The sequence below is a fragment of the Streptomyces decoyicus genome, assembly GCF_019880305.1.
Lineage (GTDB): Bacteria > Actinomycetota > Actinomycetes > Streptomycetales > Streptomycetaceae > Streptomyces > Streptomyces decoyicus.
In genome coordinates this window covers 3,317,464-3,340,440 of the sequence record NZ_CP082301.1, presented here as the reverse complement: position 1 = coordinate 3,340,440, position 22,977 = coordinate 3,317,464, and the positions used below count along the sequence as shown (strand labels likewise).

At 73.6% G+C, this 22,977-nt stretch carries 18 protein-coding genes; 12 read left to right on the top strand and 6 right to left on the bottom strand.

Annotated features, from left to right (window positions below):
* Positions 1 to 7: 7 nt before the first annotated feature.
* Positions 8 to 1,234, bottom strand: a complete 1,227-nt coding sequence (locus K7C20_RS14535) for an LCP family protein (RefSeq protein ID WP_245171546.1) — start codon at positions 1,232 to 1,234, stop codon at positions 8 to 10.
* Between the two features lie 168 nt (positions 1,235 to 1,402).
* The gene (locus K7C20_RS14530; protein ID WP_053209726.1) at positions 1,403 to 2,164 is read right to left on the bottom strand and encodes a TIGR03089 family protein; all 762 of its coding nucleotides are present in this window, start codon (positions 2,162 to 2,164) and stop codon (positions 1,403 to 1,405) included.
* Positions 2,165 to 2,275: 111 nt separating this feature from the next.
* Here K7C20_RS14530 and K7C20_RS14525 point away from each other — a divergent pair, with 111 nt between their 5' ends.
* The 3 genes from K7C20_RS14525 (at position 2,276) to K7C20_RS14515 (ending at position 6,166) form a co-directional block, all read left to right on the top strand.
* On the top strand, positions 2,276 to 3,643 hold the full coding sequence (locus tag K7C20_RS14525; protein WP_245171547.1) for a peptidoglycan recognition protein family protein: 1,368 nt from the start codon (positions 2,276 to 2,278) through the stop codon (positions 3,641 to 3,643).
* 459 nt (positions 3,644 to 4,102) lie between these two features.
* On the top strand, positions 4,103 to 5,185 hold the full coding sequence (gene manB / locus K7C20_RS14520) for a mannose-1-phosphate guanylyltransferase (RefSeq protein ID WP_030083576.1): 1,083 nt from the start codon (positions 4,103 to 4,105) through the stop codon (positions 5,183 to 5,185).
* A 75-nt stretch (positions 5,186 to 5,260) separates the two neighbouring features.
* On the top strand, positions 5,261 to 6,166 hold the full coding sequence (locus tag K7C20_RS14515; RefSeq protein ID WP_053209719.1) for a DNA-3-methyladenine glycosylase family protein: 906 nt from the start codon (positions 5,261 to 5,263) through the stop codon (positions 6,164 to 6,166).
* A gap of 121 nt (positions 6,167 to 6,287) precedes the next feature.
* Here K7C20_RS14515 and K7C20_RS14510 read toward each other — a convergent pair whose 3' ends face one another.
* Genes K7C20_RS14510 through K7C20_RS14500 form a run of 3 tightly spaced genes read right to left on the bottom strand, consistent with a single transcriptional unit; the run spans position 6,288 to position 9,115 of the window.
* Entirely contained in the window at positions 6,288 to 7,619 is a 1,332-nt protein-coding gene (locus K7C20_RS14510; protein ID WP_030083581.1) for a coenzyme F420-0:L-glutamate ligase, read from the bottom strand.
* Positions 7,616 to 8,572 (bottom strand): 2-phospho-L-lactate transferase, encoded by a 957-nt coding sequence (gene cofD, locus K7C20_RS14505; protein WP_053209720.1) that lies wholly within the window; start codon positions 8,570 to 8,572, stop codon positions 7,616 to 7,618. Before cofD ends, K7C20_RS14510 begins: the two co-directional genes overlap by 4 nt.
* A 33-nt stretch (positions 8,573 to 8,605) precedes the next feature.
* Entirely contained in the window at positions 8,606 to 9,115 is a 510-nt protein-coding gene (locus K7C20_RS14500; protein ID WP_030083583.1) for a cysteine dioxygenase, read from the bottom strand.
* Between the two features lie 685 nt (positions 9,116 to 9,800).
* Between K7C20_RS14500 and K7C20_RS14495 the strand changes: the two genes are divergently transcribed.
* The 3 genes from K7C20_RS14495 (at position 9,801) to K7C20_RS14485 (ending at position 15,795) form a co-directional block, all read left to right on the top strand.
* Positions 9,801 to 10,064 (top strand): WhiB family transcriptional regulator, encoded by a 264-nt coding sequence (locus K7C20_RS14495; protein WP_003983763.1) that lies wholly within the window; start codon positions 9,801 to 9,803, stop codon positions 10,062 to 10,064.
* Positions 10,065 to 10,387: 323 nt separating this feature from the next.
* On the top strand, positions 10,388 to 14,203 hold the full coding sequence (locus tag K7C20_RS14490) for a glycosyltransferase family 2 protein (protein WP_053209721.1): 3,816 nt from the start codon (positions 10,388 to 10,390) through the stop codon (positions 14,201 to 14,203).
* Entirely contained in the window at positions 14,200 to 15,795 is a 1,596-nt protein-coding gene (locus K7C20_RS14485; RefSeq protein WP_030083597.1) for a DUF5719 family protein, read from the top strand. Before K7C20_RS14490 ends, K7C20_RS14485 begins: the two co-directional genes overlap by 4 nt.
* A gap of 33 nt (positions 15,796 to 15,828) precedes the next feature.
* Here the strand turns inward: K7C20_RS14485 and K7C20_RS14480 are convergent, their stop codons facing one another.
* On the bottom strand, positions 15,829 to 16,287 hold the full coding sequence (locus tag K7C20_RS14480; protein ID WP_209443984.1) for a metallopeptidase family protein: 459 nt from the start codon (positions 16,285 to 16,287) through the stop codon (positions 15,829 to 15,831).
* A gap of 259 nt (positions 16,288 to 16,546) precedes the next feature.
* Here K7C20_RS14480 and K7C20_RS14475 point away from each other — a divergent pair, with 259 nt between their 5' ends.
* The 6 genes from K7C20_RS14475 to K7C20_RS14450 all read left to right on the top strand — a co-directional run bounded on the left by K7C20_RS14475 (position 16,547) and on the right by K7C20_RS14450 (position 22,846).
* A complete protein-coding gene (locus K7C20_RS14475) occupies positions 16,547 to 16,993 on the top strand; it encodes a DUF3499 domain-containing protein (protein ID WP_078953413.1) in 447 nt (148 codons plus the stop codon).
* A 177-nt stretch (positions 16,994 to 17,170) separates the two neighbouring features.
* Positions 17,171 to 18,529, top strand: a complete 1,359-nt coding sequence (locus K7C20_RS14470) for a phosphomannomutase/phosphoglucomutase (RefSeq protein ID WP_030083604.1) — start codon at positions 17,171 to 17,173, stop codon at positions 18,527 to 18,529.
* A gap of 188 nt (positions 18,530 to 18,717) precedes the next feature.
* On the top strand, positions 18,718 to 18,948 hold the full coding sequence (locus K7C20_RS14465; RefSeq protein WP_030083606.1) for a Trm112 family protein: 231 nt from the start codon (positions 18,718 to 18,720) through the stop codon (positions 18,946 to 18,948).
* Between the two features lie 77 nt (positions 18,949 to 19,025).
* Positions 19,026 to 20,162, top strand: coding sequence for an SIS domain-containing protein (locus K7C20_RS14460; protein ID WP_030083608.1), 1,137 nt, complete (start codon positions 19,026 to 19,028; stop codon positions 20,160 to 20,162).
* An 80-nt stretch (positions 20,163 to 20,242) separates the two neighbouring features.
* The gene (gene manA, locus K7C20_RS14455; protein WP_030083610.1) at positions 20,243 to 21,520 is read left to right on the top strand and encodes a mannose-6-phosphate isomerase, class I; all 1,278 of its coding nucleotides are present in this window, start codon (positions 20,243 to 20,245) and stop codon (positions 21,518 to 21,520) included.
* Positions 21,521 to 21,886: 366 nt separating this feature from the next.
* Positions 21,887 to 22,846, top strand: a complete 960-nt coding sequence (locus K7C20_RS14450) for a cation diffusion facilitator family transporter (protein WP_030083612.1) — start codon at positions 21,887 to 21,889, stop codon at positions 22,844 to 22,846.
* Positions 22,847 to 22,977: the final 131 nt, after the last annotated feature.

Genomic DNA, 22,977 nt, shown 5'->3' with positions numbered 1-22,977 from the left:
GGCATCTTTATTCGCAGATCCCGTGTTCCGCCGTCGTTCCGGGAAAGGCGGGGCTCGAACTCGGCGACGGCGAGGGCGGCCCGGTCGCCCGGCCGGCCGGCGATCCGCCTCCCGTGCGGACCGGCTTCTCCCGGGCGTCGGGCGGAGGCTTCACCGTCACCGGAAGATCCCCGTGCAGCTGCCCGAAGAGCCGGCCGGCGTCCGGCTGGAGCAGCTCATCGCGGTTGGGGTCGTAGCGGTACTCCCGGCGCGGCACGGTCATGAACTGGACCCGGCCGGTGGGAATGCTGCGGGTACTGCGCACCAATTCGTACAGCCCCTTCAAGGAAGCCAGCGCGGCGTCCGTGGTCAGTGAACTGGTCGCGGCATCCAGCACCGGATACAGCCGGGTCGGATTGAGCAGGACACCATTACTCTGCACTTTCTTCACGAGAGCGCCAAGAAAGTCTTGTTGCCGCTGCATGCGCTGGGTGTCGCTGCCGTTGCCCAGGCTCTTACGGGCCCGTACGAATCCGAGCGCGGCCTCGCCGTGCAGCGTCTGCCGGCCCGCGGGCAGGGAGAGCTCCGCCTCGCGGTCGTGGACGGGCCGGGTCAGACAGATCTCGACGCCGTCCACCGCGTCCACCATCTTCTTGAAGCCGACGAAGTCGATGATCAGGTAGTGGTCGACACGGATACCGGTCAGCTTCTCGACCGTCCGGATCGTGCAGGCCGCGCCGCCGAGCGCGAACGCCTCGTTGAACCGGGCTGTCCGCGGTTCGGTCTCCGTGGCGTCCGGGTTCTTGCAGTGCGGAACGGTCACCACCAGATCGCGCGGGATGCTCACCGCGGTGGCGCTCTTCCGGTCCGCCGCGAGGTGCAGCAGCATCGTGGTGTCCGAGCGCTCGCCGTTGCTGCGGCCGTACCGGCCGTTGTCGCCCGTACGGCTGTCGGAGCCGAGCAGCAGCACGTTCTCGGCGTTCGGCGGGCCCGCGGGGGGCCGCTCGGACTCCCACTTCCGCAGCTCCCTCTCGGTGGCGCTGTCGGTGTGGATATTGCCGTTGAGCTTGGCGTACACCGCCCAGCCGGTACCGGCCCCGCCCAGCAGGAAACCGGCGATCCCCAGCGCGGCCCAGCGCCGCCGGCCCCACCGGTGGGGCGGAATGCGCGGCGGTCCCGGCCGGCCCGGCCCCAGCCCCCGGGCGGGGCGCTCGCCCCAGCCGGCGAACCTGGGGGGTTCGGGGGTCTCGGTCACCTGTGCGTCCATCCCTCACGGAGTCGGCGTCGCGCCCGCACACGGGCTCGGACGGAACAAGAGACGGACGAAACCCGCGCAGGGTTGTACGTACTCAAGATCATGGACCGAAAAGGGCGAACCGGCCCGCCGCGGGCGCCACCGGTCCGCCGGACGGGGGAGCGCCGCTCAGTGCGGCAGCGGCGCCCTGAACGTGATCTTCTCGCTGCTCTCGCGGGTGGCCGTGGCCGGTGCGTCCAGCTGGTCCAGGTGGCGGCACAGCACCACGGAACCGCCGGTCACCAGCGGCGCGTACAGCCCGTACGACAGGCCCTGCCAGGTGTCGTACGGCAGCCCCGACAGCACCCGGGGCGCCTCGGGCAGCCCGGCCGCGTCCGCGTCGGCCAGCGCGCGGGCCACGATCCCGGCACCGGTCAGCTCCTCGCCGCCGACGACCAGGGCCGCGGCCGCCGGGTCCACCGGTGCGAACGGCGCGAACCGGTCGCCCTGGCCCGGCACCTCGACGGCGTAGTCCGCGAAACCCTCCGGGGGCTGCGGGAAACGGCCGCCCAGCGGGCGCAGCGCCAGCGCCACCCGCTCCCCGGAGCAGCCGCGCCCCGCATCGAGCCGGTCCGGCCCGGCGACGACGAGATCGGCGGCGGCCGGATCGCCGTCCACCTCCGCGACCACGCCCACCGACGAGCAGGCCAGCAGCCAGACGGCGGTCTGCCAGTGCGCGGGCAGCAGCAGCGCGAGCCGGTCGCCGGGCTCGGCGGCCAGATCGCCCTGGAGGTAGTTGGCGGTCTTGGCCACCCAATTGGCGAAGGTCGCGACGGACAGTTCCACGCGCTCGCCGGTGGCGTCGTCGTAGAAGGTCACCAGCGGGCGGGCCGGGTCCGCGGCGAGCGCGGAACTCAGCAGGTCGGCGGGGGTGCGATCGGTGGCGTTCATCGCGGCCAGGGTACGCGCGGCGGCGGCCGGCGGCGGGCCGGGCACAGCAGCTCCCGGCCACCGGATCGGCCGATGCGCCGTCAGGCCACCGTTGGCGCGTTCGGTCCGCCCATGTCCAGGATTTTGTCCATGCGCCCCTTCCTCGTGACCTGCCTCGGCGCCGTGTGCACCGCCGCCCTTGCCCTCTCCCTCACCCCGACGGCCGGTGCGAGCGCCGCCCCCGCCCCGGCCGCCGCGCCGGACGCCACGAGAACCGGTGATCTGCCGGGCAGCACCCAGTCCCTGCCGGTGGCGACGCTCGGCGCACCCGGCCCGCACACCACCGACCGCGACACCACCACGGTGCCCACCCCCGGGACGCTGGGGCTGCCGGCCCGCACCGTACGGCCGTTCTCCCTGCTCGGGATCGTCTGGGACGACGCCGCCGCCGAGCTGCGGGGCCGGGTCCAGGTCCGCACCCGTGCCACCGGCGGCCACTGGTCCGACTGGCAGGACGTCCAGGTCCACAACGACGACGCTCCCGACCTCGGCTCCGCCGAGCGGCACGGCAGCGGCGTACGGGGCAGCACCGCTCCGTTGTGGGTGGGCGACTCCGACGCCGTCCAACTGCGCATCACCCCCGAGACCCACGACCGCGCACCGGCCACCGTCCCGGCCGGGCTACGGCTGGAACTCGTCGACCCCGGCAGGAAACCGCGCTCCGTCCGCGGTGCGCACGCCGACCCCCCGGCCCCGGTCAGCGCCGAAGCCGTCGCGGCCTCCGCCGCCAACGACGGGCTCGCCCCGCTCGGCGCCACCGAGATCCCGGCCCTCGACCAGGCCGCCTCCGAGGCCGACATCGCCGCGGCGGGCGGGGCGCCCTCCGCCCACCCCGCCATCGGACCGCGTCCCCGCATCGTCACCCGGGCCGGCTGGGGCGCCGACGAGCATCTGCGCGAAAAGGCGTTCACCTACACCCGCACCGTCCGCGCCGCCTTCGTCCACCACAGCGGCTCCGGCAACAACTACTCCTGCGAAGAGGCCCCTGCGCTGATCCGCGCCATGTACCGCTTCCACGTCATGAGCAACCACTGGCGGGACATCGGCTACAACTTCCTCATCGACAAGTGCGGAACGGTCTACGAGGGCCGGGCGGGCGGCGTCGCCAAGCCCGTCATGGGCGCCCACACCCTCGGCTTCAACTCCGACAGCACCGGCATCGCCGTCCTCGGCGCCTTCACCGACACCGAACCGCCCCGGCCCGCCATCGACGCCATCGCCCGTCTGACGGCCTGGAAGCTCGGTCTCTACGGCGTCGATCCGCGCACCATGACGAAGCTGCTCTCCGCCGGCGGAAACCGCTTCCCCAAGGGCGCCAAGGTCCCGCTGCACGTCATCTCCGGCCACCGGGACGGCTTCACCACCGACTGCCCCGGCCTCCACCTCTACAACAAGCTCGCCGCCACCCGCATCGCCGCGGCCGGCCTTCAGGGCCGCTGACCTGCTCCGTCACGCCGGGCGGCAGCACCCGGGTTTGCGGGCGTCCGGCACGGTGCATGTTGCAGGGACCACTGAACCGTTCCGGCCGTCGACACGTCTTAGCGACCACGACGTTTGCGCTCCCGGCCCGCGCGGCCCCGTGATCCGAACGGCGCGGGGCACCCCCCACCGCTGAGGGCGCCTGCCAGCCCGTCTGCCTACACTGGTCCGCCGATCGGCCGACCCAGCAGGAAGCAGAGAAGACACCGTGAGCGTCGCACGTGCAGCCGCCGGGCTGTGGTCGACGACGAGAGCCGCACCGCTGCGCTGCGCGGGCGGAGAAGCGAACAGAGGACACCGTGAGCGTCGTACGTGCAGCCGCCGGGCTGTGGTCGACGACGAGAGCCGCACCGCTGCTCCCTCCTTGCCCGCCATCGGGCAGGAGGGGTCCAGCGGGCGGAGAAGCGAACAGAGGACACAGTGACTGAAGCGATCCTCCTGGTCGGCGGCAAGGGCACGCGGCTGCGTCCGCTGACGGTGCATACGCCCAAGCCCATGGTCCCGGCGGCCGGCGTGCCGTTCCTCACCCATCAGCTGGCCCGCGCGCGGGCCGCGGGCGTCGAGCACATCGTCCTCGCCACCTCCTACCTCGCCGAGGTCTTCGAGCCGTACTTCGGCGACGGATCGGCGCTGGGCCTGCACCTGGAGTACGTCACCGAGCACGAGCCGCTGGGCACCGGCGGCGCCATCCGCAATGTCGCCTCCCGGCTGCACTCCGGCCCCGACGACCCGGTACTGATCTTCAACGGCGACATCCTCACCGGTCTGGACATCGCGGCCCTCGTCGGTACCCACCGCACCTCCGGTGCCGATGTCTCCCTGCACCTCACCCGGGTCGAGGACCCGCGCGCCTTCGGCCTCGTACCCACCGACGACACCGGCCGGGTCACCGCCTTCCTGGAGAAGCCGCAGACCCCCGAGGAGATCGTCACCGACCAGATCAACGCCGGCGCCTACGTCTTCAACCGGTCCGTCATCGACACCATCCCGGCCGGCCGCCCGGTCTCCGTCGAACGCGAGACCTTCCCCGGCCTGCTCGCCGACGGCGCCCACCTCCAGGGCATGGTCGACTCCACGTACTGGCTCGACCTCGGCACCCCGCAGGCCTTCGTCCGCGGCTCCGCCGACCTGGTCCTGGGCCGCGCCCCGTCCCCGGCGGTGCCCGGCCGCCGCGGTGACCGCCTGGTCCTGGAGACCGCCGAGGTCGCCCCCGACGCCAAGCTCACCGGCGGCACCGTCGCCGGAGCGCGCACCGTCATCGGCTCCGGCGCCCGGATCGACGGCAGCGCCGTCCTCGAAGGCGCGGTCATCGAGGAGGGCGCCCAGATCCGTGACTCGCTGATCGGCGCCGGCGCGCGCATCGGGGCCCGTACGGTCCTGGACGGTGCGGTCATCGGCGACGGCGCGCGGATCGGCGCCGACAACGAGCTGCGCGGCGGCATCCGCATCTGGTGCGACGCCGACATCCCGGCCGGGTCGGTGCGCTTCTCCTCCGACCAGTAGGCCGGTCACCGGGGCCGTGACCGTGCTTGTCCACAGGGCCCGGCCCGCCCCGGCCGCATCGCCTAACCTGGCCGCATGCCCGCCCGTACCTGGCTGCCGCCCGGCCCGTTCGACCTGCACCGCACCCTTGGTGTGCTCCAGCGGGGTCCCGGCGACCCCGCGTTCGCGGTGCGCGGCGGCGAACTGTGGCGGGCCTGCCGTACGCCCCAGGGCCCCGGCACGCTGCGCGTCGCGGCCCGCCCGGCCACCGGCAGCGTTGAGGCGGAGGCCTGGGGACCGGGCGCCGACTGGCTGCTGGCACACCTTCCCGACCTGCTGGGGGAGTCCGACGACCCGGCGCAGCTGACCGCCCGGCACCGCATCGTCCATGAGGCGCGCCGCCGTCACCCCGGCGTCCGGCTGGCGAGGACCGGCCTGGTCCTGGAGTCGCTGATCCCTTCGGTCCTGGAGCAGAAGGTCACCAGCGACGAGGCCTACCGCGCCTGGCGCCTCCTGCTCCAGCGGCACGGCGAGCCCGCCCCCGGCCCCTGGGAGCGGATGCGGGTGATGCCGGACCCGCGCGGCTGGGCGCTGGTCCCCTCCTGGGAGTGGCACCGCGCGGGCGTCGACGCCAAGCGCTCGTCCACGATCCTGCGCGCGGTGCGGGCCGCCCGCCGGATGGAGGAGGCCGCACGGATGGATCTCGCGGACGCCACCCGCCGGCTGACGGCGATACCGGGCATCGGCCCGTGGACGGCCGCCGAGACCCTTCAGCGCACTCTCGGCGCGCCGGACGCGATCACGGTCGGCGATCTCCATCTGCCGAAGATCATCGGCTATGCCCTCACCGGCCGCCGCGGCACCACCGACGAGGAGATGCTCGAACTCCTCGCCCCCTACGAGGGCCAGCGGCACCGCGCGGCCAGGCTGATCCTGCTGTCCGGCCGTGTCCCGCCGCGCCGCGCCCCGCGGTTCCCCGTGGGGGACATCGCCCGGCTCTGACCCGGAGCGACGGCGCGGTCCGGCGCACGACGACGGATCAGTGCGCGACGACGGATCAGCACACGCTCACGGATCACGCTCACGGATTCGCACACGAGACGGATCAGCGCACGACGACGGATCAGCGCACGATGACGAAGTCGTCGGCGTCCCGCGCCGGACGTGGCGCGGGTGCCGCCGCCGGGTGCCCGACGGCCACCGCCCCCATCGGCTCCCAGTCCGCGGGAAGCCCGAGCACGTCGCGGACCACGTCCCGGCAGAACATCGTCGACGAGATCCAGGCGGAGCCCAGACGTTCGCCCGCCAGCGCGACCAGGAAGTTCTGGATCCCCGCGCCGTGGGCCACGACGAACATCTCCCGCTCCGCAGCGCTCCGCCGCGCGTCGGGGTAGTCGTGCGACCCGTCCAGCACCATGCACGGCACCGCCAGATACGGCGCGCTGCGCAGCACCTCGCCGCGCCGCACCCGCTTGGCGATGGACTCCTCCGACTTGCCGTCGCCGCGCAGATCCGCGATCCAGGCGTCCCGCATCGCGTCCAGCAGCCGCGCCCGCGTCTGCGGCGACTCCAGGAGGACGAACCGCCACGGCGTGGTGTGATGCGGCGCCGGCGCCGTGAGCGCCGCCGCCACCGCGCGCCGGACCGCCCCCGGGTCGACCGGCTCCCCCGTGAAGGCGCGGACCGTACGCCGCGTCGTCACCGCTTCACGGACGGCCTCCGAAGTGCCCAGCCGGAACATGTCGTCCTCGGCGCCGCGCACCATCGCGCGCGCCCCGGCGCCCTCGCCCGCCTCCTCGACGACATGGGACAGGCCGCGCACCACCGCGACCGGCAGCCCGGCGGCCTTGCCCTTCACCAAATCGCCCGCGGCGGCCAGTTCGTCGGCGGTGGCCACCACCGTCGCGCTGAGCGGATTGCCGTACGCATCCGTCCCGCCGCGCAGATCGTCCAGCACCCGCACCCCGGCCGCCCCGATGGCGACATCGGTGAGGCCGTTGCGCCACGGCCGCCCGAAGGTGTCGCTGATGACGACGCCGACATCGACGCCGAGCGCGGTGCGCAGGCCCGCCCGCAGGGCGCGCGCCGAGGCGTCCGGGTCCTCCGGCAGCAACAGCACCGTCCCCGAAGGGGTGTTGGAGGCGTCGACGCCGGCCGCGGCCATCACCAGGCCCTGCCGGTTCTGCACGATCCGCAGCGGGCCGCGCCGGGCCACCACCCGCACCGTCTCCCGGTCGATCGCCGCCTCGCGGTCGGTGGCCTCGACCACCCGGCCCTCGGCCTTGCTGACGATCTTCGATGTCACCAACAGCACGTCGCCGTCGGCGAGTTGAGGCAGGCCGTCGGCGGTCGCCGCCGCGACGATCAGCTTGACGAGGTCATCGCCCGGCCGCACCTCGGGCACCCCCGGCAGCGCCCACACCCGGTACGCGGGCACCTGGGCGGCGTCGTTCACGCCCGGACCTCCTCGGCCATGGCCAGCGCCTCGCGCACCATCGCGGTCGTCGCGTCCAGGTCCGTCATCATCAGGGGCACGGCCCGGCAGCGGATCCCGGCCGCCTCGACCTCCGCCACGGCGTCCGCGTCGACGGAGTCGACCAGCCAGCCGTCCAGCAGCCCGGAGCCGTAGTGGCGGGCGACGGCCGAGGCGGTCGCCTCCACACCCACCGCCGCCAGCACCTTGTCGGCCATCCCGCGCACGGGGGCGTCACCGACGATCGGCGAGAGACCGACCACCGGTACCCCGGCGTCCGCGATGGCCTCACGGATGCCCGGCACCGCCAGGATCGTCCCGATGCTGACCACCGGGTTGGACGGCGGGAACAGCACCACGTCCGCCTCGGCGATGGCCTCCAGCACGCCCGGAGCGGGCTTGGCCTGGTCCGCGCCGACCGGTACCACGGCATGCGCCGGCACCGAGGCGCGCAGCCGCACCCAGTACTCCTGGAAATGGACCGCCTTGCGCTCGCCGTCTTCGTCGATCGCGACATGGGTCTCGACCCGGTCGTCGGACATCGGCAGCAGCCGGACGCCGGGCTTCCAGCGCGCGCACAGCGCCTCGGTGACGGCGCTGAGCGGATATCCGGCGCCCAGCATCTGGGTCCGCACGATGTGGGTGGCGAAGTCCCGGTCACCGAGCCCGAACCACTCGGGGCCGACGCCGTAGGCGGCCAACTCCTCCTTCACCCGGAAGGTTTCGTCGGTCCGGCCCCAGCCCTGCTCCTCATTGATGCCGCCGCCGAGCGTGTACATCACGGTGTCGAGGTCGGGACACACCTTGAGCCCGAACAGATGGATGTCGTCGCCGGTGTTGCCGATGACGGTGAGGTCCGCGTCCGGAGCCGCTGCCTTCAGTCCCCGCAGAAAGCGGGCGCCGCCGATACCGCCGGCCAGAACCACGATTCGCATGGCCCCAGCATGGCAGGGGCGCGCGACCCGGTGTCAGGGGGCCAGTACCTCGGACGGGGCGGCCGCGCCCCCGGAGACCGTGGTCTGGCTGGGGTGCATCGGCATATTGGTCAGGCCCGGGAAGTAGACGTGCAGGCTGACCGCGGGCGCCAGGGCGTCGTTGACGACCTCGTGGACGTAACCGGGGGCGAACACCCGCTGGGAGCCGGCCGTGAGCGTACGGGGCCCGGTCCCGGTGTGCTCGGTCAACTCGCCTTCCAGGACGGTCAGCACACCGGAGGACGCCCCGTGGTCGTGCCGGCCGCTGCCCTGCCCCGGCACCCAGCTCAGCAGCCACACCTCGTAGCCGGGGCCGGTGCGCAGCCGGTGGTACCAGCGGGTCGTGGTGTCGTACCGGACGAGCGGGGCCCAGGCGGCGCGGTCGGCGGCGAGCGAGCGGGCCAGCCCCGCGAAGCCGGCGACGGTGGCCGGGTGGGCGGGGACGGGCGGCAGCAGGTGGGGGATGGCGAGCGGGTCGCCGGCGATCTGGACGTCGCTGTTCATGGGGTTTCGGGTTCCTCGGCAAAAGTGCTGGGGGAGGGGTGCGGCACGGCGCGGGCTCTCCCTGTGGGGGGCGCGGCGCGGCGACGCGGAGCAGAAGCGCTGCGGGGGTGGTGCGAGCGAAAAGGCTGGAGCTCAGTGGCTTCAACAGCTGGAACAGCGACAGCGAGCCTGCGCAGCGCAGAGCGACCCGTAGGCACGGGTCAGTCGGAGCGCGGGGGTCACTGGCATGGGGTCAAGGAGACCGGGTTCGCGCGGCGATGTCAACTGGATGACTGGTTTGCCGTAAATCTTTCACCTCATCCGGTTACTCCGCCCGGAGAAAGGTTTGTGCAGTCGTTGGCACGGAGACATCGACCGGCAACCGCACCTTCAAACGCCGTTGCGGTCCCGTGATCCGTCTGTGATCTCCCCCGCTTCGGCGCGCGGGGTGCAACGTTGATGCCGCCTGATCGCGTCTTGGTGAGCAGTGAGGATGTGCCGGGTGGCACGCCCTGGGAAGTGTCCTGGTTTTTACTGATATGAACACTTTCCGCATACGCTTGGTTCCGCCGAGTGAATAAGAGGCCCAATAGCAGATCTCGGCTTGACTGGCCCGGATCACCACACTTGTAATTTCACTCGTGTCGTTCAGCCGAAATCGATCACGGCTTGATCACGGGGACGTAAAGACAGACGAGGGGCGCACATGACCGAGCTGTTCCAGGAATTGCTGGTCGAGGAGGCGGATGAGGAGCTCGGCTGGCAGGAGCGCGCACTGTGCGCCCAGACCGACCCCGAGTCCTTCTTCCCGGAGAAGGGTGGCTCCACCCGCGAGGCCAAGAAGGTCTGTCTCGCCTGCGAAGTCCGGTCCGAATGCCTTGAGTACGCGCTCGCCAATGACGAGCGCTTCGGCATTTGGGGCGGCCTGTCCGAGCGCGAGCGGCGCCGGCTGAAGAAGGCCGCCGTCTGACGATGACAGCGCAGCCGGCCGGACCGACCGGGCGCGGCCACACGGACCATGCGGCCGTACCACCCCAACTCCCCATATCCCCCTATAGCGAACACTCCGCCTCCAGCGACTCGTGCGCCGGAGGCGGACTGCTGTGCACTGCTTCGTACGGGCCCCGTCGGGGCACCGGCGCGAACCATTAGTGTGGGGCCCCGTCCGAGATGCGCCGCCGCCCTACAGTGCGCGCGCGTCGCCTCGTAGTCCGTCGCAGTGTCTTCCGGGGGCGGGGGCCCAGACTTCGCCGCGGGCCTTCGAACTCCCGGGTCCGGAGGGCCCGTACCTCGATGTCCGTGCACAGCCAGTCGGCGGCCCAGGCCGCCTCATATGCAGCCGCCACCCCAGAGTTCCCGCGGCACGTCGTCACCGCCGTGATCGTCTCCCATGACGGTGCCCGCTGGCTGCCCGACGCGCTCGGCGGCCTGCTCGGCCAGGAGCGCCCGGTGCAGAACGTCATCGGCGCCGACACCGGCAGCGCGGACCACTCCGCCCAGCTGCTCGCCGAGGCCATCGGGGACCAGCGGGTGCTGCACCTCGCCCGCCGCTCCGGATTCGGCACCGCCGTCGACGAGGCCGTCCGCACGGCCCCCGAGCTCACCCCCGACGATCTGCCGTATCTGCGCCGGCCCAGCGGCTGGGACCCGGTCAGCCGGACCTGGCGCGACGAGGCGTACGACATGCCGGAGTTGCCGCACGGCGAACCGGTCCAGTGGCTGTGGCTGCTGCATGACGACTGCGCGCCCGAGCCGGACGCGCTCGCCGAGCTGCTGCGGGTCGCCGATGCCAGCCCGTCCACCGTCATCGTCGGCCCCAAGCTGCGCAGCTGGTACGACCGCCGGCAGCTGCTCGAAGCCGGGGTCAGCATCGCCCGCAGCGGCCGCCGTTGGACCGGTCTGGACCGCCGCGAACAGGACCAGGGCCAGCACGACCAGGTCCGTCCCGTGCTGTCCGTCTCCACCGCCGGCATGCTCATCCGCCGTGACGTCTACGAGGAGTTGGGCGGCTTCGACCGCCGGCTGCCGCTGATGCGCGACGACGTCGACCTGTGCTGGCGCGCCCAGGCCGCCGGACACCAGGTCCTGGTCGCGCCGGACGCGATCCTGCGGCACGCCGAGGCAGCCGCCCGCGAGCGCCGCCCCATCGACTGCGTCGGCCGCTCGGTCGCCAACCCGCACCGCGTCGACAAGGCCGGCGCCGTCTACACGCTGCTGACCAACACCCGCGGCGCGATCCTCCCGTACGTCCTGCTGCGACTGCTGCTCGGCACCGTCCTGCGGGTCATCGCCTACCTCGTCGGCAAGGTCCCGGGCCAGGCGCTCGACGAACTCGCCGGGCTCTTCGGCACCCTGCTGCGGCCCGGCAAGATCCTCGCCGCACGCAAGAAGAGAGGCCGCCCCGCGGTCGACACGAGCGAGCTGCGGCCGCTCTTCCCGCCACCGGGCGCGACCGTGCGGGCCACCGTCGAGCAGATCGCCGGCAACCTCGCCGGGCGGGCCGCACCGGATGTGGCCTCGGCCGGCCGGCACGGCGCGGTCGAATCCGGGCCCGGCGGCGACGACGCCGACTTCCTGGAGATCGAGCAGTTCGCCCGGCTCAAGCGGATCGCCCGCAAGCCCGCACCGGTGCTCTTCGTCCTGCTGCTGCTGGTCTCCCTGGTCGCCTGCCGCGGACTGCTCGGCTCCGGCGCGCTGACCGGCGGTGCGATGCTGCCCGCGCCCGGCAGCGTGTCCGACCTGTGGTCGGCGTATCTCGACAGCTGGCATGCGGTCGGGGTCGGCGGCAGCGCCTCCGCGCCGCCCTACCTGGCGATCGTCGCCCTGGTGTCGAGCATCTTCTTCGGCAGCACCGGCTTCGCCGTGACCCTGCTGCTGGTCTGCTCCGTCCCGCTGGCCGGCCTCACCGCCTACTTCGCCTCCCGCCCGCTGGTCGCCTCCCGGCTGCTGCGGGCCTGGGGGAGCATCGCGTACGCCTTCCTGCCCGCGGCCGCCGGTGCGCTGGCCGGCGGCCGGCTGGGCACCGCGGTGCTCGCCATCCTGTTGCCGCTGATGGCGCGTGCCGCCGTCGCGGCGAGCGGTCTGCGGCTGCCGGCGGGCGTGCGGCCCAGCTGGCGCGCCACCTGGGCGTATGCGCTGCTAATCACCTTCACCATGGCCTTCACCCCGGTCGTCTGGCCGGTCGCGGTGCTGCTCGGCATCGGGCTGCTGGTGCTGCGCTTCCTGGATGGCAGCCGCGATCAGCTGGCCGCCCACGGGCTGCGCTTCCTGGTCGTGCTCCTCGCCCCGCTCGTCGTGCTCGCCCCCTGGTCGCTGTCGCTGCTGACCCAGCCGTCCCGCTTCTTCCAGGAAGCCGGGCTCGACTACGGCGCCGGCTCCGCCTCCGTGCTCGACCTCATCGGCCTCAGCCCCGGCGGCCCCAAGGCCGTCGGCGGGGTGCTGCTCTTCGGCATCGTCCTGGCCGCGCTCGCCGCGACGCTGCGCGACGAGCGGCAGCGCGCGATCCGTACCGCCTGGGTGGTGGCCCTGACCGGGCTGCTGCTCGCGGCGCTGGGCAACGGCTCCGGCTGGACCGGGCCCGCGATGCTCGTCTACGGCCTGGCGCTGCTGTGCGCCGCCGCGATCGGCGCCGAGGGCATCCGCACCCGGATGGCCAACCTCGGCTTCGGCTGGAAGCAGCCGGTCGCCGTGCTGATCGCGCTGGCGTCCGTGCTCGCCCCGCTCGTCGCCGCGGTCAGCTGGATGATCACCGGCGCGGCCGGACCGCTGGAACGGCGCACCCCGGAGCAGGTCCCGGCCTTCGTCGCCGAGGAGTCCGGCACCGCCGACCGGGCCCGCACCCTGGTCCTCGACGGCAAGCCGGGCCATGTCGACTACTCCCTCGTCCGCGGCTCCGGCGCCCGGCTCGGTGACGCCGATCTGGCCGCCGCGGCGGGCGAGGACAAGCGGCTCGGCGGCATCGTCGCCAACCTCGTGGCCGGCTCCGGCGCCGACCAGACCAACCAGCTCGGCGGCTACGCGGTGCGCTACATCCTGGTCAGGGACGGGGCGCCGCGCGAAATGGGCCGGGTGCTCGACTCGACCCCGGGGCTGACCCGGCTCAGCCAGGACGACGGCAGCGCCCTGTGGCGTGTCGACCGGCGGGTCTCGCGGGTCTCGATCGTCGCGGGCGAGGCCAAGGACGGCACCAGCGCGGGCGAGGCCGCCGCGCCCCTCGCCGTACCGTCCGGCCCCGTCGAGGCGCACACCAAGGTGCCCGACGGCGCCGACGGCCGGGTGCTGCGCCTCGCGGACGCCGCCGACGAGGGCTGGCAGGCCACGCTCAACGGCACCCCGCTCAAGCCGCTGAAGGTCGACGGCTGGGCCCAGGGCTTCACGCTCCCCGCGGGCGGCGGCACCCTCGACCTCACCCACGAGAACCCGATCGGCCACACCCTCTGGCTGTGGGCGCAGGGGCTGCTCGCCCTCGTCCTGGTGGTCCTGGCGCTGCCGGGCCGCCGCCGGGAGATCGACGACGACCTGCCCGAGGACACGGCCGCCGCGCAGGCTGCCGCGGTCACCGGCGACGGCCGCCGGGCGCGGCGTCTGCGGGCGCAGGCCGAGGCCGCAGGCACCCCCGAGGCGGCCGGGCCCGGCATCCCCGGGGCCCGGACGGGCGAGCAGCCGCTCGACCCGGCCGGCCCGATGGACGCGGCGGTCCCCGGCCAGGGGGCCGAGGGCGTGCCGCAGGCCGTTCCGCCCATGGAGGACGCCGACCCGTACGGCGCGGTGCCGCAGCAGCCGTCGTACGACGACTGGCAGGCCGCCCAGCAGGGCGGGCCCGTCCCCCCGGCCCACCCGGCCGACCAGCAGCCCTACGCGCCCGCCGAGCCCTACCAGGCCGGGCAGTACGGCCAGCAGCCCTACCCGCCGGGCGCTCCCTACCAAGCCGCCGACCCGTACGCCGCGGACCCCTACCAGGCGGGCGCCTACGACCCGTACGGGTACGGGCAGCAGCAGTACGGCGACGGCGGACCGCAGCACCAGCAGCCCTACGACGACGGCACCGAGTACCCGGGGTACTCCGGCTCCTACCCCGAGCCGCGCCGTGACGGGAGCGACCAGCAGTGAAGCGCACCATGATGTCCCTGATCGGCGTGGCCGTCGCGCTGGCCGCCGTCACCGGCGTCGCCGCCGTGGCCGGCCCGGACGGCGGCGCCCAGGACACGCCCCGCGGCAGCACCCGGCTGCCCGTCCAGCGCTCCGCGCTGCTCTGCCCGGCCCCGACCTCCTCCGAGGTCGGCGAGACCGCCTACACCGCCTTCGCGCCCAAGGGAGCCGCCGCCGGCGCGGACGGCAAGAAGGGCACCGCCCAGCTCCTGCCCGCCGGGACCGTCCAGGACGCCGGCGGGGCCGGGGACGGCAAGGGCAAGGGCAAGAAGAACCCCAAGGGCGGCAAGGGCAAGGGCAGCGCTGCGGACTCCGCCGCCGGGCAGACCGTCCCGCCCCGGGACGCCAAGCCCGTCGTGCCGCTCCGGGAGGCCGGCCGGCCGGTCACCGCGACCACCGACAGGCCCGACGCCCCCGCCCTCGTGGGGACGGCGGACGGCGCCCTCGCCCCCGGCTGGACGGTCCAGCAGACCACCTCGGTCGCCGCCGGCGCGGGCCGCGGCCTCCTCGGCCTGAGCTGCACCACCCCCGACACCACGTTCTGGTTCCCCGGCGTCAGCACCGCCACGGACCGCCAGGACTATGTCCACCTCACCAACCCCGACTCGACCCCGGCCGTCGTCGACCTCGAACTGCGCGGCAAGGACGGGGCGTTGGGGGGCTCGGCCGGCGAGGACGTCTCCGTCCCGCCGCACACCACGGTCCCCGTCCTGCTCTCCACCCTGACCGGCGCCCCCACCACCAACGCGTCCCTGCACGTCGTCGCCCGCGAGGGCCGGGTCGGCGCCGCCGTCCAGGCGAGCGACAGCAAGCTCGGCAGCGACTGGTTGCCGGCCGCCGCGGATCCGTCGCCGAGCGTGGTGCTGCCCGGCATCCCCAAGGACGCCACCTCCGTACGGCTGGTCGCCCTCGCCCCCGGCGAGGCCGATGCCGACCTCAAGGTGCAGCTGGCCACCCCGACCGGCATGATCACCCCCGCCGGTGTGGAGACCCTGCACCTCAAGAGCGGGATGACCACGGCGGTGGACCTCAAGGACCTGACCAAGGGCGAGGCCGGCTCGCTGGTGCTGACGCCCTCCGACAGCGGCTCCAAGGTCCCGGTCGCGGCCGCGCTGCGGGTGACCCGCGGCAAGGGCGACAAGCAGGAGATGGCGTTCATCCCCGCGACCCGGCCGGTCGAGAAGCGCGCCACCGCCGTCGACAACCGCGGTAAGGACAGCACCCTTTCGCTGGTCGCGCCCCAGAAGGGCAAGGACGCCAAGGTGAAGGTCACCGCGTCGGCCGGCAGCGGCGGCGGGACCCCGGCCACCAAGACGTACACGGTCAAGGGCGGCACCAGTCTCGACGTCGCCCCGCCCCGCCCGGCGGGCCTGAAGGGGAGCTACGCCCTGACGGTGGAGCCGGAATCCGGCAGCGGCCCCGTCTATGCGGCCCGCATGCTCGCCCGGCCCCAGGGCGGGCTGCCCGCCTTCACCGTCCAGCCGCTGCCCGACGACCGGGGCTCGGTCCTCGTCCCGACCGCCGGCCAGGACCTGTCGGTCCTCACGAACTGACCGCAGCCGTCTCCACGGACCCGCGCGGCGGCCTCAGTCCTGGCCGTAGCGCGGGTCCACCGACTCCGGGGCCAGCCCGAGCAGTTCGGCGACCTGCTCGACCACCACCTCATGGACCAGCAGCGCCCGCTCGTCACGGCTCTTCGTACGGATCTCCACCGGCCTGCGGTAGATCACGATCCGGTCGCGATATCCGCCCGCGGCCGGCACCACCCGCCCCAGCGGCACGGTCTCCTCGTCGGTGTCCGCGTCCGGCCCGTCGTCCGGCCCAAAACCGGGCACCTCCAGGACCAGGAAATCGACCTGGGAGAGCTGCGTCCAGCGCCGCTCCAGCCGGTCCCGGGAGTCATAGACGAGATCCACGAACGCGTCGGCGCGGGTCACCGACAGCGGCACCTGGGGCGGCGCGATCGGGCCGCGCATGCCGCGGCCGTGGCGGTCGCGGCGGCGGGTCCGCGGCTGTGCCGGTCGGGGAGGTACGGGACTGTCCATCAGGATCGAGCGTAGCCGTCGAGCACCGCCGGGCACCGGGGAGCGCGGCAAGACGTGGCATGTCGCCGGCTGACCGGACCTGTCCGCGTCGAGTTCGTTTGCCTCCCCGCATGAGATCGCAGATCGACGGCGGAATGGCAGGAAATGTATCGGGTCGTGACGGGATTCTTCGCCGCGCGCCGTCCGTCCCGGCGCACCCGGCTCAGGTCAGGTCGAGCGGGTGCAGGTCAGACGCATCGGACGAAGCGGGACGACACGGTTGGGTGAGCCTGGGGAGAGTCGTCGCGGCCCGCTCAAGAGTGCGGTACCGTCCAACGTCGTGAGCCCTGTACGTCGCTGTTCGCGCACTGCGTGCGGCCGCCCCGCCGTCGCAACGCTGACGTACGTCTATGCGGATTCGACCGCCGTGCTCGGACCGCTCGCGACTTACGCTGAACCGCACTGCTACGACCTGTGCGCCGAGCACTCCGAGCGGCTGACCGCGCCCCGCGGCTGGGAAGTTGTCCGCCTCGCCCTCGACTCCGGTCCGCCCCGTCCCAGCGGCGACGACCTCGAAGCCCTGGCGAACGCCGTACGCGAGGCGGCCCGCCCCCAGGAACGCGCCGCAGGCGCCGGCGGCTCCCCCCACCCCGGCGACCGCGACACCCACCCCATGGAAGTCGCCCGCCGAGGCCATCTACGGGTGCTGCGCTCGCCGGATTCCTGAGCGGGGCGGCCCTTTTGGGCCCGCTCGCGGCCCCGCGGCGACGGCCCGCCGCCCGCCCCGCACGGCGGACCCGACCGGCAGCGGCGCCGCGCCCGGCAATGGCAGAGATGCACGGCCCACATGCGGAGCAGCCCGGGTAGGTTGGAAGTCCGTAGAGACTCTCCAGGAGGGCTGGCTGTGACTGATCTGTCGCAGATCGTGAAGGCGTACGACGTGCGCGGCGTCGTCCCCACCCAGTGGGACGAGGCGCTGGCCGAGCTGTTCGGGGCGGCCTTCGCAGAGATCACCGCCGCGGACGCGATCGTGATCGGGCACGACATGCGGCCCTCCTCGCCCGGCCTGTCCGGGGCCTTCGCCCGCGGCGCCGCGGCCCGCGGCGCGGACGTCACGGAGATCGGTCTCTGCTCGACCGACGAGCTGTACTTCGCCAGCGGCGCACTGGGCCTGCCCGGCGCCATGTTCACCGCCTCGCACAACCCCGCCCAGTACAACGGCATCAAGATGTGCCGCGCGGGCGCGGCGCCGGTCGGCCAGGACACCGGTCTCGCCGATATCCGCGCGCTGGTCGAGCGGTGGTCCGACGAGGGCGCCCCGAAGCCGGCCGCCCAACCGGGCACCGTCACCCAACGCGACGTCCTCGGCGACTACGCCGCCCACTTGCGCGGCCTGGTGGACCTGAGCGGCATCCGCCCGCTGAAGGTCGTGGTGGACGCGGGCAACGGCATGGGCGGGCACACCGTACCGACCGTCTTCGACGGCCTGCCGCTCGAACTGGACGCGATGTACTTCGAGTTGGACGGCTCGTTCCCCAACCACGAGGCCAACCCGCTGGATCCCAAGAACATCGTCGACCTCCAGGCACGGGTGCGCGAGACCGGCGCCGACCTGGGCCTCGCCTTCGACGGCGACGCCGACCGCTGCTTCGTCGTCGACGAGAACGGCGACCCGGTCCCGCCGTCCGCGATCACCGCCCTGGTCGCCGCCCGCGAGCTGGCCAAGCACCCCGGCGGCACGGTCATCCACAACCTGATCACCTCCTGGTCGGTGCCGGAGGTCGTCAAGGAGAACGGCGGCAAGCCGGTCCGCACCCGCGTCGGGCACTCCTTCATCAAGGAGGAGATGGCCAAGACCGGCGCGATCTTCGGCGGCGAGCACTCCGCGCACTACTACTTCCGCGACTTCTGGAACGCCGACACCGGCATGCTCGCCGCGATGCACGTCCTGGCGGCCCTCGGCGGCCAGGAAGGACCGCTCTCCCAGCTGGTCGCGCAGTACGACCGCTACGCGGCCTCCGGCGAGATCAACAGCACCGTCGACGACCAGGCCGGCCGGCTCGCCGCGATCAAGGCGGCCTACGAGAACCGCGAGGGCGTCACCCTCGACGAGCTGGACGGACTGACCGTCACCGCCGACAACTGGTGGTTCAACGTCCGCGCCTCCAACACCGAGCCACTGCTCCGGCTGAACGTCGAGGCCCGCGACACCCAGACCGCCGAACGGACCCGCGACGAGGCACTGGCGATCATCCGCGCCTGAGTCCCGGCACGGGCCGCGCCGGGCCGGGTGCCGGGCCGGAGGCAGGCTCCGGTGGGTTCCGGGCGGCAGGAGCACCGTCCCTGCCGCCCGGCACTCCTCCCACCACCCCGAATCCCGCGGAGCACGCCCCCGCCCCCGGTCCGGCGGTACGCTGGCCAAGCCGTAACCACCCCGAAGGAGCAGTCTCCATGCCGGTCGACGCCAGCCTGATCCAGATCCTTGCCTGCCCGGCGTGCCATGCTCCCCTCGAGGACCGCACCGGAGACCCTGCGGACTCCGCCGCCGAGCCCGAGCTGCTCTGCACCTCCGGCGACTGCGGCCTCGCCTACCCCGTCCGGGACGGCATCCCCGTTCTCCTCGTCGACGAGGCCCGCCCCCATGGCCCGCAGGTCATGGGCGGCACCCCCAGCTCCGCCTGACCGGGCGCCGCCGGGCCCGTCCCGGCACCGCCCGGCGTTCCCCCCGCCCGTACCGGCGATCGGAGGCCGCGCCCACCATGCTCGACGAGTCACTCCTCGACACCCCTGACGCACTGGCGGGCGCAGACCGCTTCGGTCTGCTGCGCGGCGTCGCCGAATCCGGCGCCCGGGTCCGCACCGCCGCCCGCAGCGCCGTCGAATCCGGCATCCCCGAACTCACCCCCGACGGGCGGCCGCGCGCCGTGCTCGTCGCCGGGCCCGGCCCGGCCGCGGCCGGTGTCGCCGACCTCCTCAAGGCCCTCGGCGGCGGCAGCTGCCCGGTCACGCTCATCCCGCCCACGGGCGTCGCACCGCTGCCCGGCGCGCTGCGCTGGACCCTGCCCGGCTGGGCCGGCCCCCTGGACCTGCTGCTGCTCCCCGGCCCGGACGCCGCCGACCCCGGCCTCGCCGAGCTGGTCGAGCAGGCCTACCGCCGCGGCTGCGCCGTCGTCGCCGTCACCCCGGCCGGCGGACCGCTCGCCGACGCCGTCATCCAGGCCCGCGGCCTCGCCGTCCCGCTGGCGACCACCCCCTACGACGCCGAATTCGACGTCGAGGGCGCCCCGCCTGCCGCCCCCGGCACCCTCTGGTCGGTGCTCATCCCGCTGCTCGCGCTCGCCGACCGGATCGGCCTGCTCAGCGCCCCGCCGGAGGACCTGGGCAAACTCGCCGACCGCCTCGACCAGCTCGCCGAACGCTGCGGCCCGGCCATCCCGACGTACACCAACCCCGCCAAGACACTCGCCGCCGAACTCGCCGACTCCTTCCCGCTGATCTGGACGGAAGGCACCGTCGCCGGCGCCGTCGGCCGGCACTTCGCCACGGAGCTGGCCGGGCTCGCCGGACGCCCCGCCCTCGCCGCCGAGCTTCCCGAAGCGCTCACCACCCACCGCACCCTGCTCGCCGGTGCCCTGGCCGCCGGCGCCGACCCGGACGACTTCTTCCGCGACCGTGTCGAGCAGCCCGCCGCGATGCACGCCAGGGTCGTGCTGCTGCGCGAGCAGGAGCCGGGCCCGCTGTCCGCCACCCGCGCCGCCCAGGCGCTCGCCGAGGAGCGCGACACCGCCGTCAGCGAACTGGAACCGGACTCCGGCAGCGATCTGGAGAAGGCCGCGGAACTACTCGCCATCGTGGATTTCGGCGCCGTTTACCTGGCGCTCGCCGGCACCGGGTGATCATTGACGGCCGGTCCGCACCCCGCAGACCGGCCGCATGACTCCGCAGCCACGTACGCCCCTGAGGAAGCAGTAGCCCCATGGACCGCCTCGCCAACACCGTGCGCCCCTACGCCTGGGGTTCCACCACCGCCCTCCCGGAGCTCCTCGGCACCGCACCGACCGGCGAACCGCAGGCCGAGATGTGGATGGGCGCCCACCCCGGCGCCCCCTCCCGCATCGACCGCGGCGCGGGCCCCGTCTCCCTGGCCGAGGTCATCGACGCCGCCCCCGAGGCCGAACTCGGCGCCGACACGGTCCGCGCCTTCGGCCCCCGGCTGCCCTTCCTGCTCAAGCTGCTCGCGGCGGGCTCGCCGCTCTCCCTCCAGGTCCACCCCGACCTGGCGCAGGCCAAGGAGGGCTTCGCCGACGAGGAGCGGCGCGGCGTCCCGATCGACGCCGGCCACCGCAACTACAAGGACGCCAACCACAAGCCCGAGCTGATCGTCGCGCTCACCCCCTTCGACGGCCTGTGCGGCTTCCGGCACCCCGCGCAGGCCGCGGACCTCCTGGCGGGCCTGGGCGTCGACGACCTCAAGCCCTACGTCGACATCCTGCGCGCCAGCCCGGAGGAGGACGCGCTGCGCGAGGTGCTCACCGCCGTACTGAGCGCCGAGCACCACGCGATCGCCGACACCGTCGAGCGGGCCGCCGTCGCCGCCGGCCGGCTGGCGGCCAAGGGCGGCCCGCACGCCGACGACTACGCCGCGTACGCGGGCATCGCCCACCACTACCCGGGCGACCCCGGCGTGCTCGCCGCCATGCTGCTCAACCACGTCCAACTCCAGCCCGGCGAGGCGCTGTTCCTCGGCGCCGGCATCCCGCACGCCTACCTGAACGGCCTCGGCGTCGAGCTGATGGCCAACTCGGACAATGTGCTGCGCTGCGGTCTGACCCCCAAGCACGTCGACGTGCCGGAGCTGCTGCGGGTGGTCCGCTTCGAGGCCGGCGACGCGGGCGTGCTGCGCCCTGAGGCGGTGGACGGCGAGGAGATCTACGAGACCCCCATCGACGAGTTCCGGCTCTCCCGCTTCGTCCTGGCCCCCGGCGCCGCACCGCGCCCGCTGGTCTCGCGTACGCCGCAGATCCTGCTGTGCACGGCGGGCACGGTCCGGCTGCGGGACGGGGAGGCCGGCGCCGGGGACGGTGCCAAAGCCAATGGCGGAGACGGTGCAGGTGCCGGCGCCGGCGCCGGCGCCGGTGCCGGTGCCGGTGCCGAACTGACTCTGGCGCCCGGCGAGTCCGCCTTCGTACGGGCCGGTGAGCACCTCACGCTCACCGGGGAGGGCACGCTCTTCCGTGCGACGGTGGTGGCCTAGCGGGTTCTCCCCTGGGGAGTCCTCCTCGCGCTCGGCGGCCGTTGCCGAGGGGCGGGACAGGCCGACGGCCGTTGCCGGGGGCCGGGGCAGGACAGACCGGCGGGCACGGACGGGCACGCATCGGACCTGCGGGCACAGACGGGCACGCATCGGACCTGCGGGCACGGACGGGCACGCATCGGACCTGCGGCACAGACGGGCACGCATCGGGAGGGCTCCCCGCTCACCGGAAGCGCGCGCCCGGTGCCGGAAGCCGTCCGTCAGGTGGCCTCATGGCGGCTGCCGGGGACCGGGCTGCAACAATGACCGCCGCAGCAGCATTAAAGCGGCGGTAAAGCCGGACGACGGAAGGGACATGCGGCACTTATGAGCGCATCAGGCGGGACAAAGGCGATCGTTGCGGCGCTGGGCGCCAACCTGGCGATTGCCGCAGCGAAGTTCGTGGCGTTCGCCTTCAGCGGCTCGTCCTCGATGCTGGCCGAAGGTGTGCACTCCATCGCGGACTCCGGCAACCAGGGCCTGCTGCTGCTCGGAGGCAAGAAGGCCAAGCGCGCGGCGACCGCCGAGCACCCCTTCGGCTACGGCCGCGAGCGCTACATCTACGGCTTCCTCGTCTCCATCGTCCTGTTCACCATCGGCGGCGTCTTCGCGCTCTACGAGGGCTACGAGAAGATCCACGAGCCGCACAAGCTGGACAACTGGTACTGGCCGGTCGGCGTCCTGGTCTTCGCGATCATCGCCGAGGGCTTCTCCTTCCGTACGGCGATCAAGGAGTCCAACGAGCTGCGCGGCAAGCAGACCTGGACCCAGTTCGTACGCCGCGCCAAGGCCCCCGAGCTGCCGGTCGTCCTGCTGGAGGACTTCGGCGCGCTGGTCGGTCTGGTGCTCGCGCTGGGCGGCGTCGGCCTCACCCTCGCCACCGGCAACGGCATCTGGGACGGCATCGGCACGATGTGCATCGGCGCGCTGCTGGTGCTGATCGCCCTGATCCTGGCCGCCGAGACCAAGTCGCTGCTGCTGGGCGAGGCCGCCGGCCCCGAGCAGATCGCCCAGATCCGTGCCGCGGTCGCCGACGGCGATGTCGTCACCCGGGTCATCCACATGCGCACGCTCCACCTCGGCCCCGACGAGCTGCTGGTCGCCGCCAAGATCGCGGTCAAGCACGACGGCACCGCCACTCAGATCGCGGAGGCCATCAACGCCGCCGAGGTCCGAATCCGCGAGGCCGTGCCGATCGCCCGGGTCATCTACCTGGAGCCGGACATCTACGACGAGGCCGCGGCCGCTGCGGGCACCGACCCGTCGAAGACGCCGGGCGGGCACTGAGCCACCCCATGATCGAACGGCCCCCGCACTCCTGACGAGTGCGGGGGCCGCTGTCGTACGGCGCCAAGCGGATCGATCACGGCCCGTTCATCGCGTGGCGAGCCACGGCAATGTCATTCACGCGCTCGGCC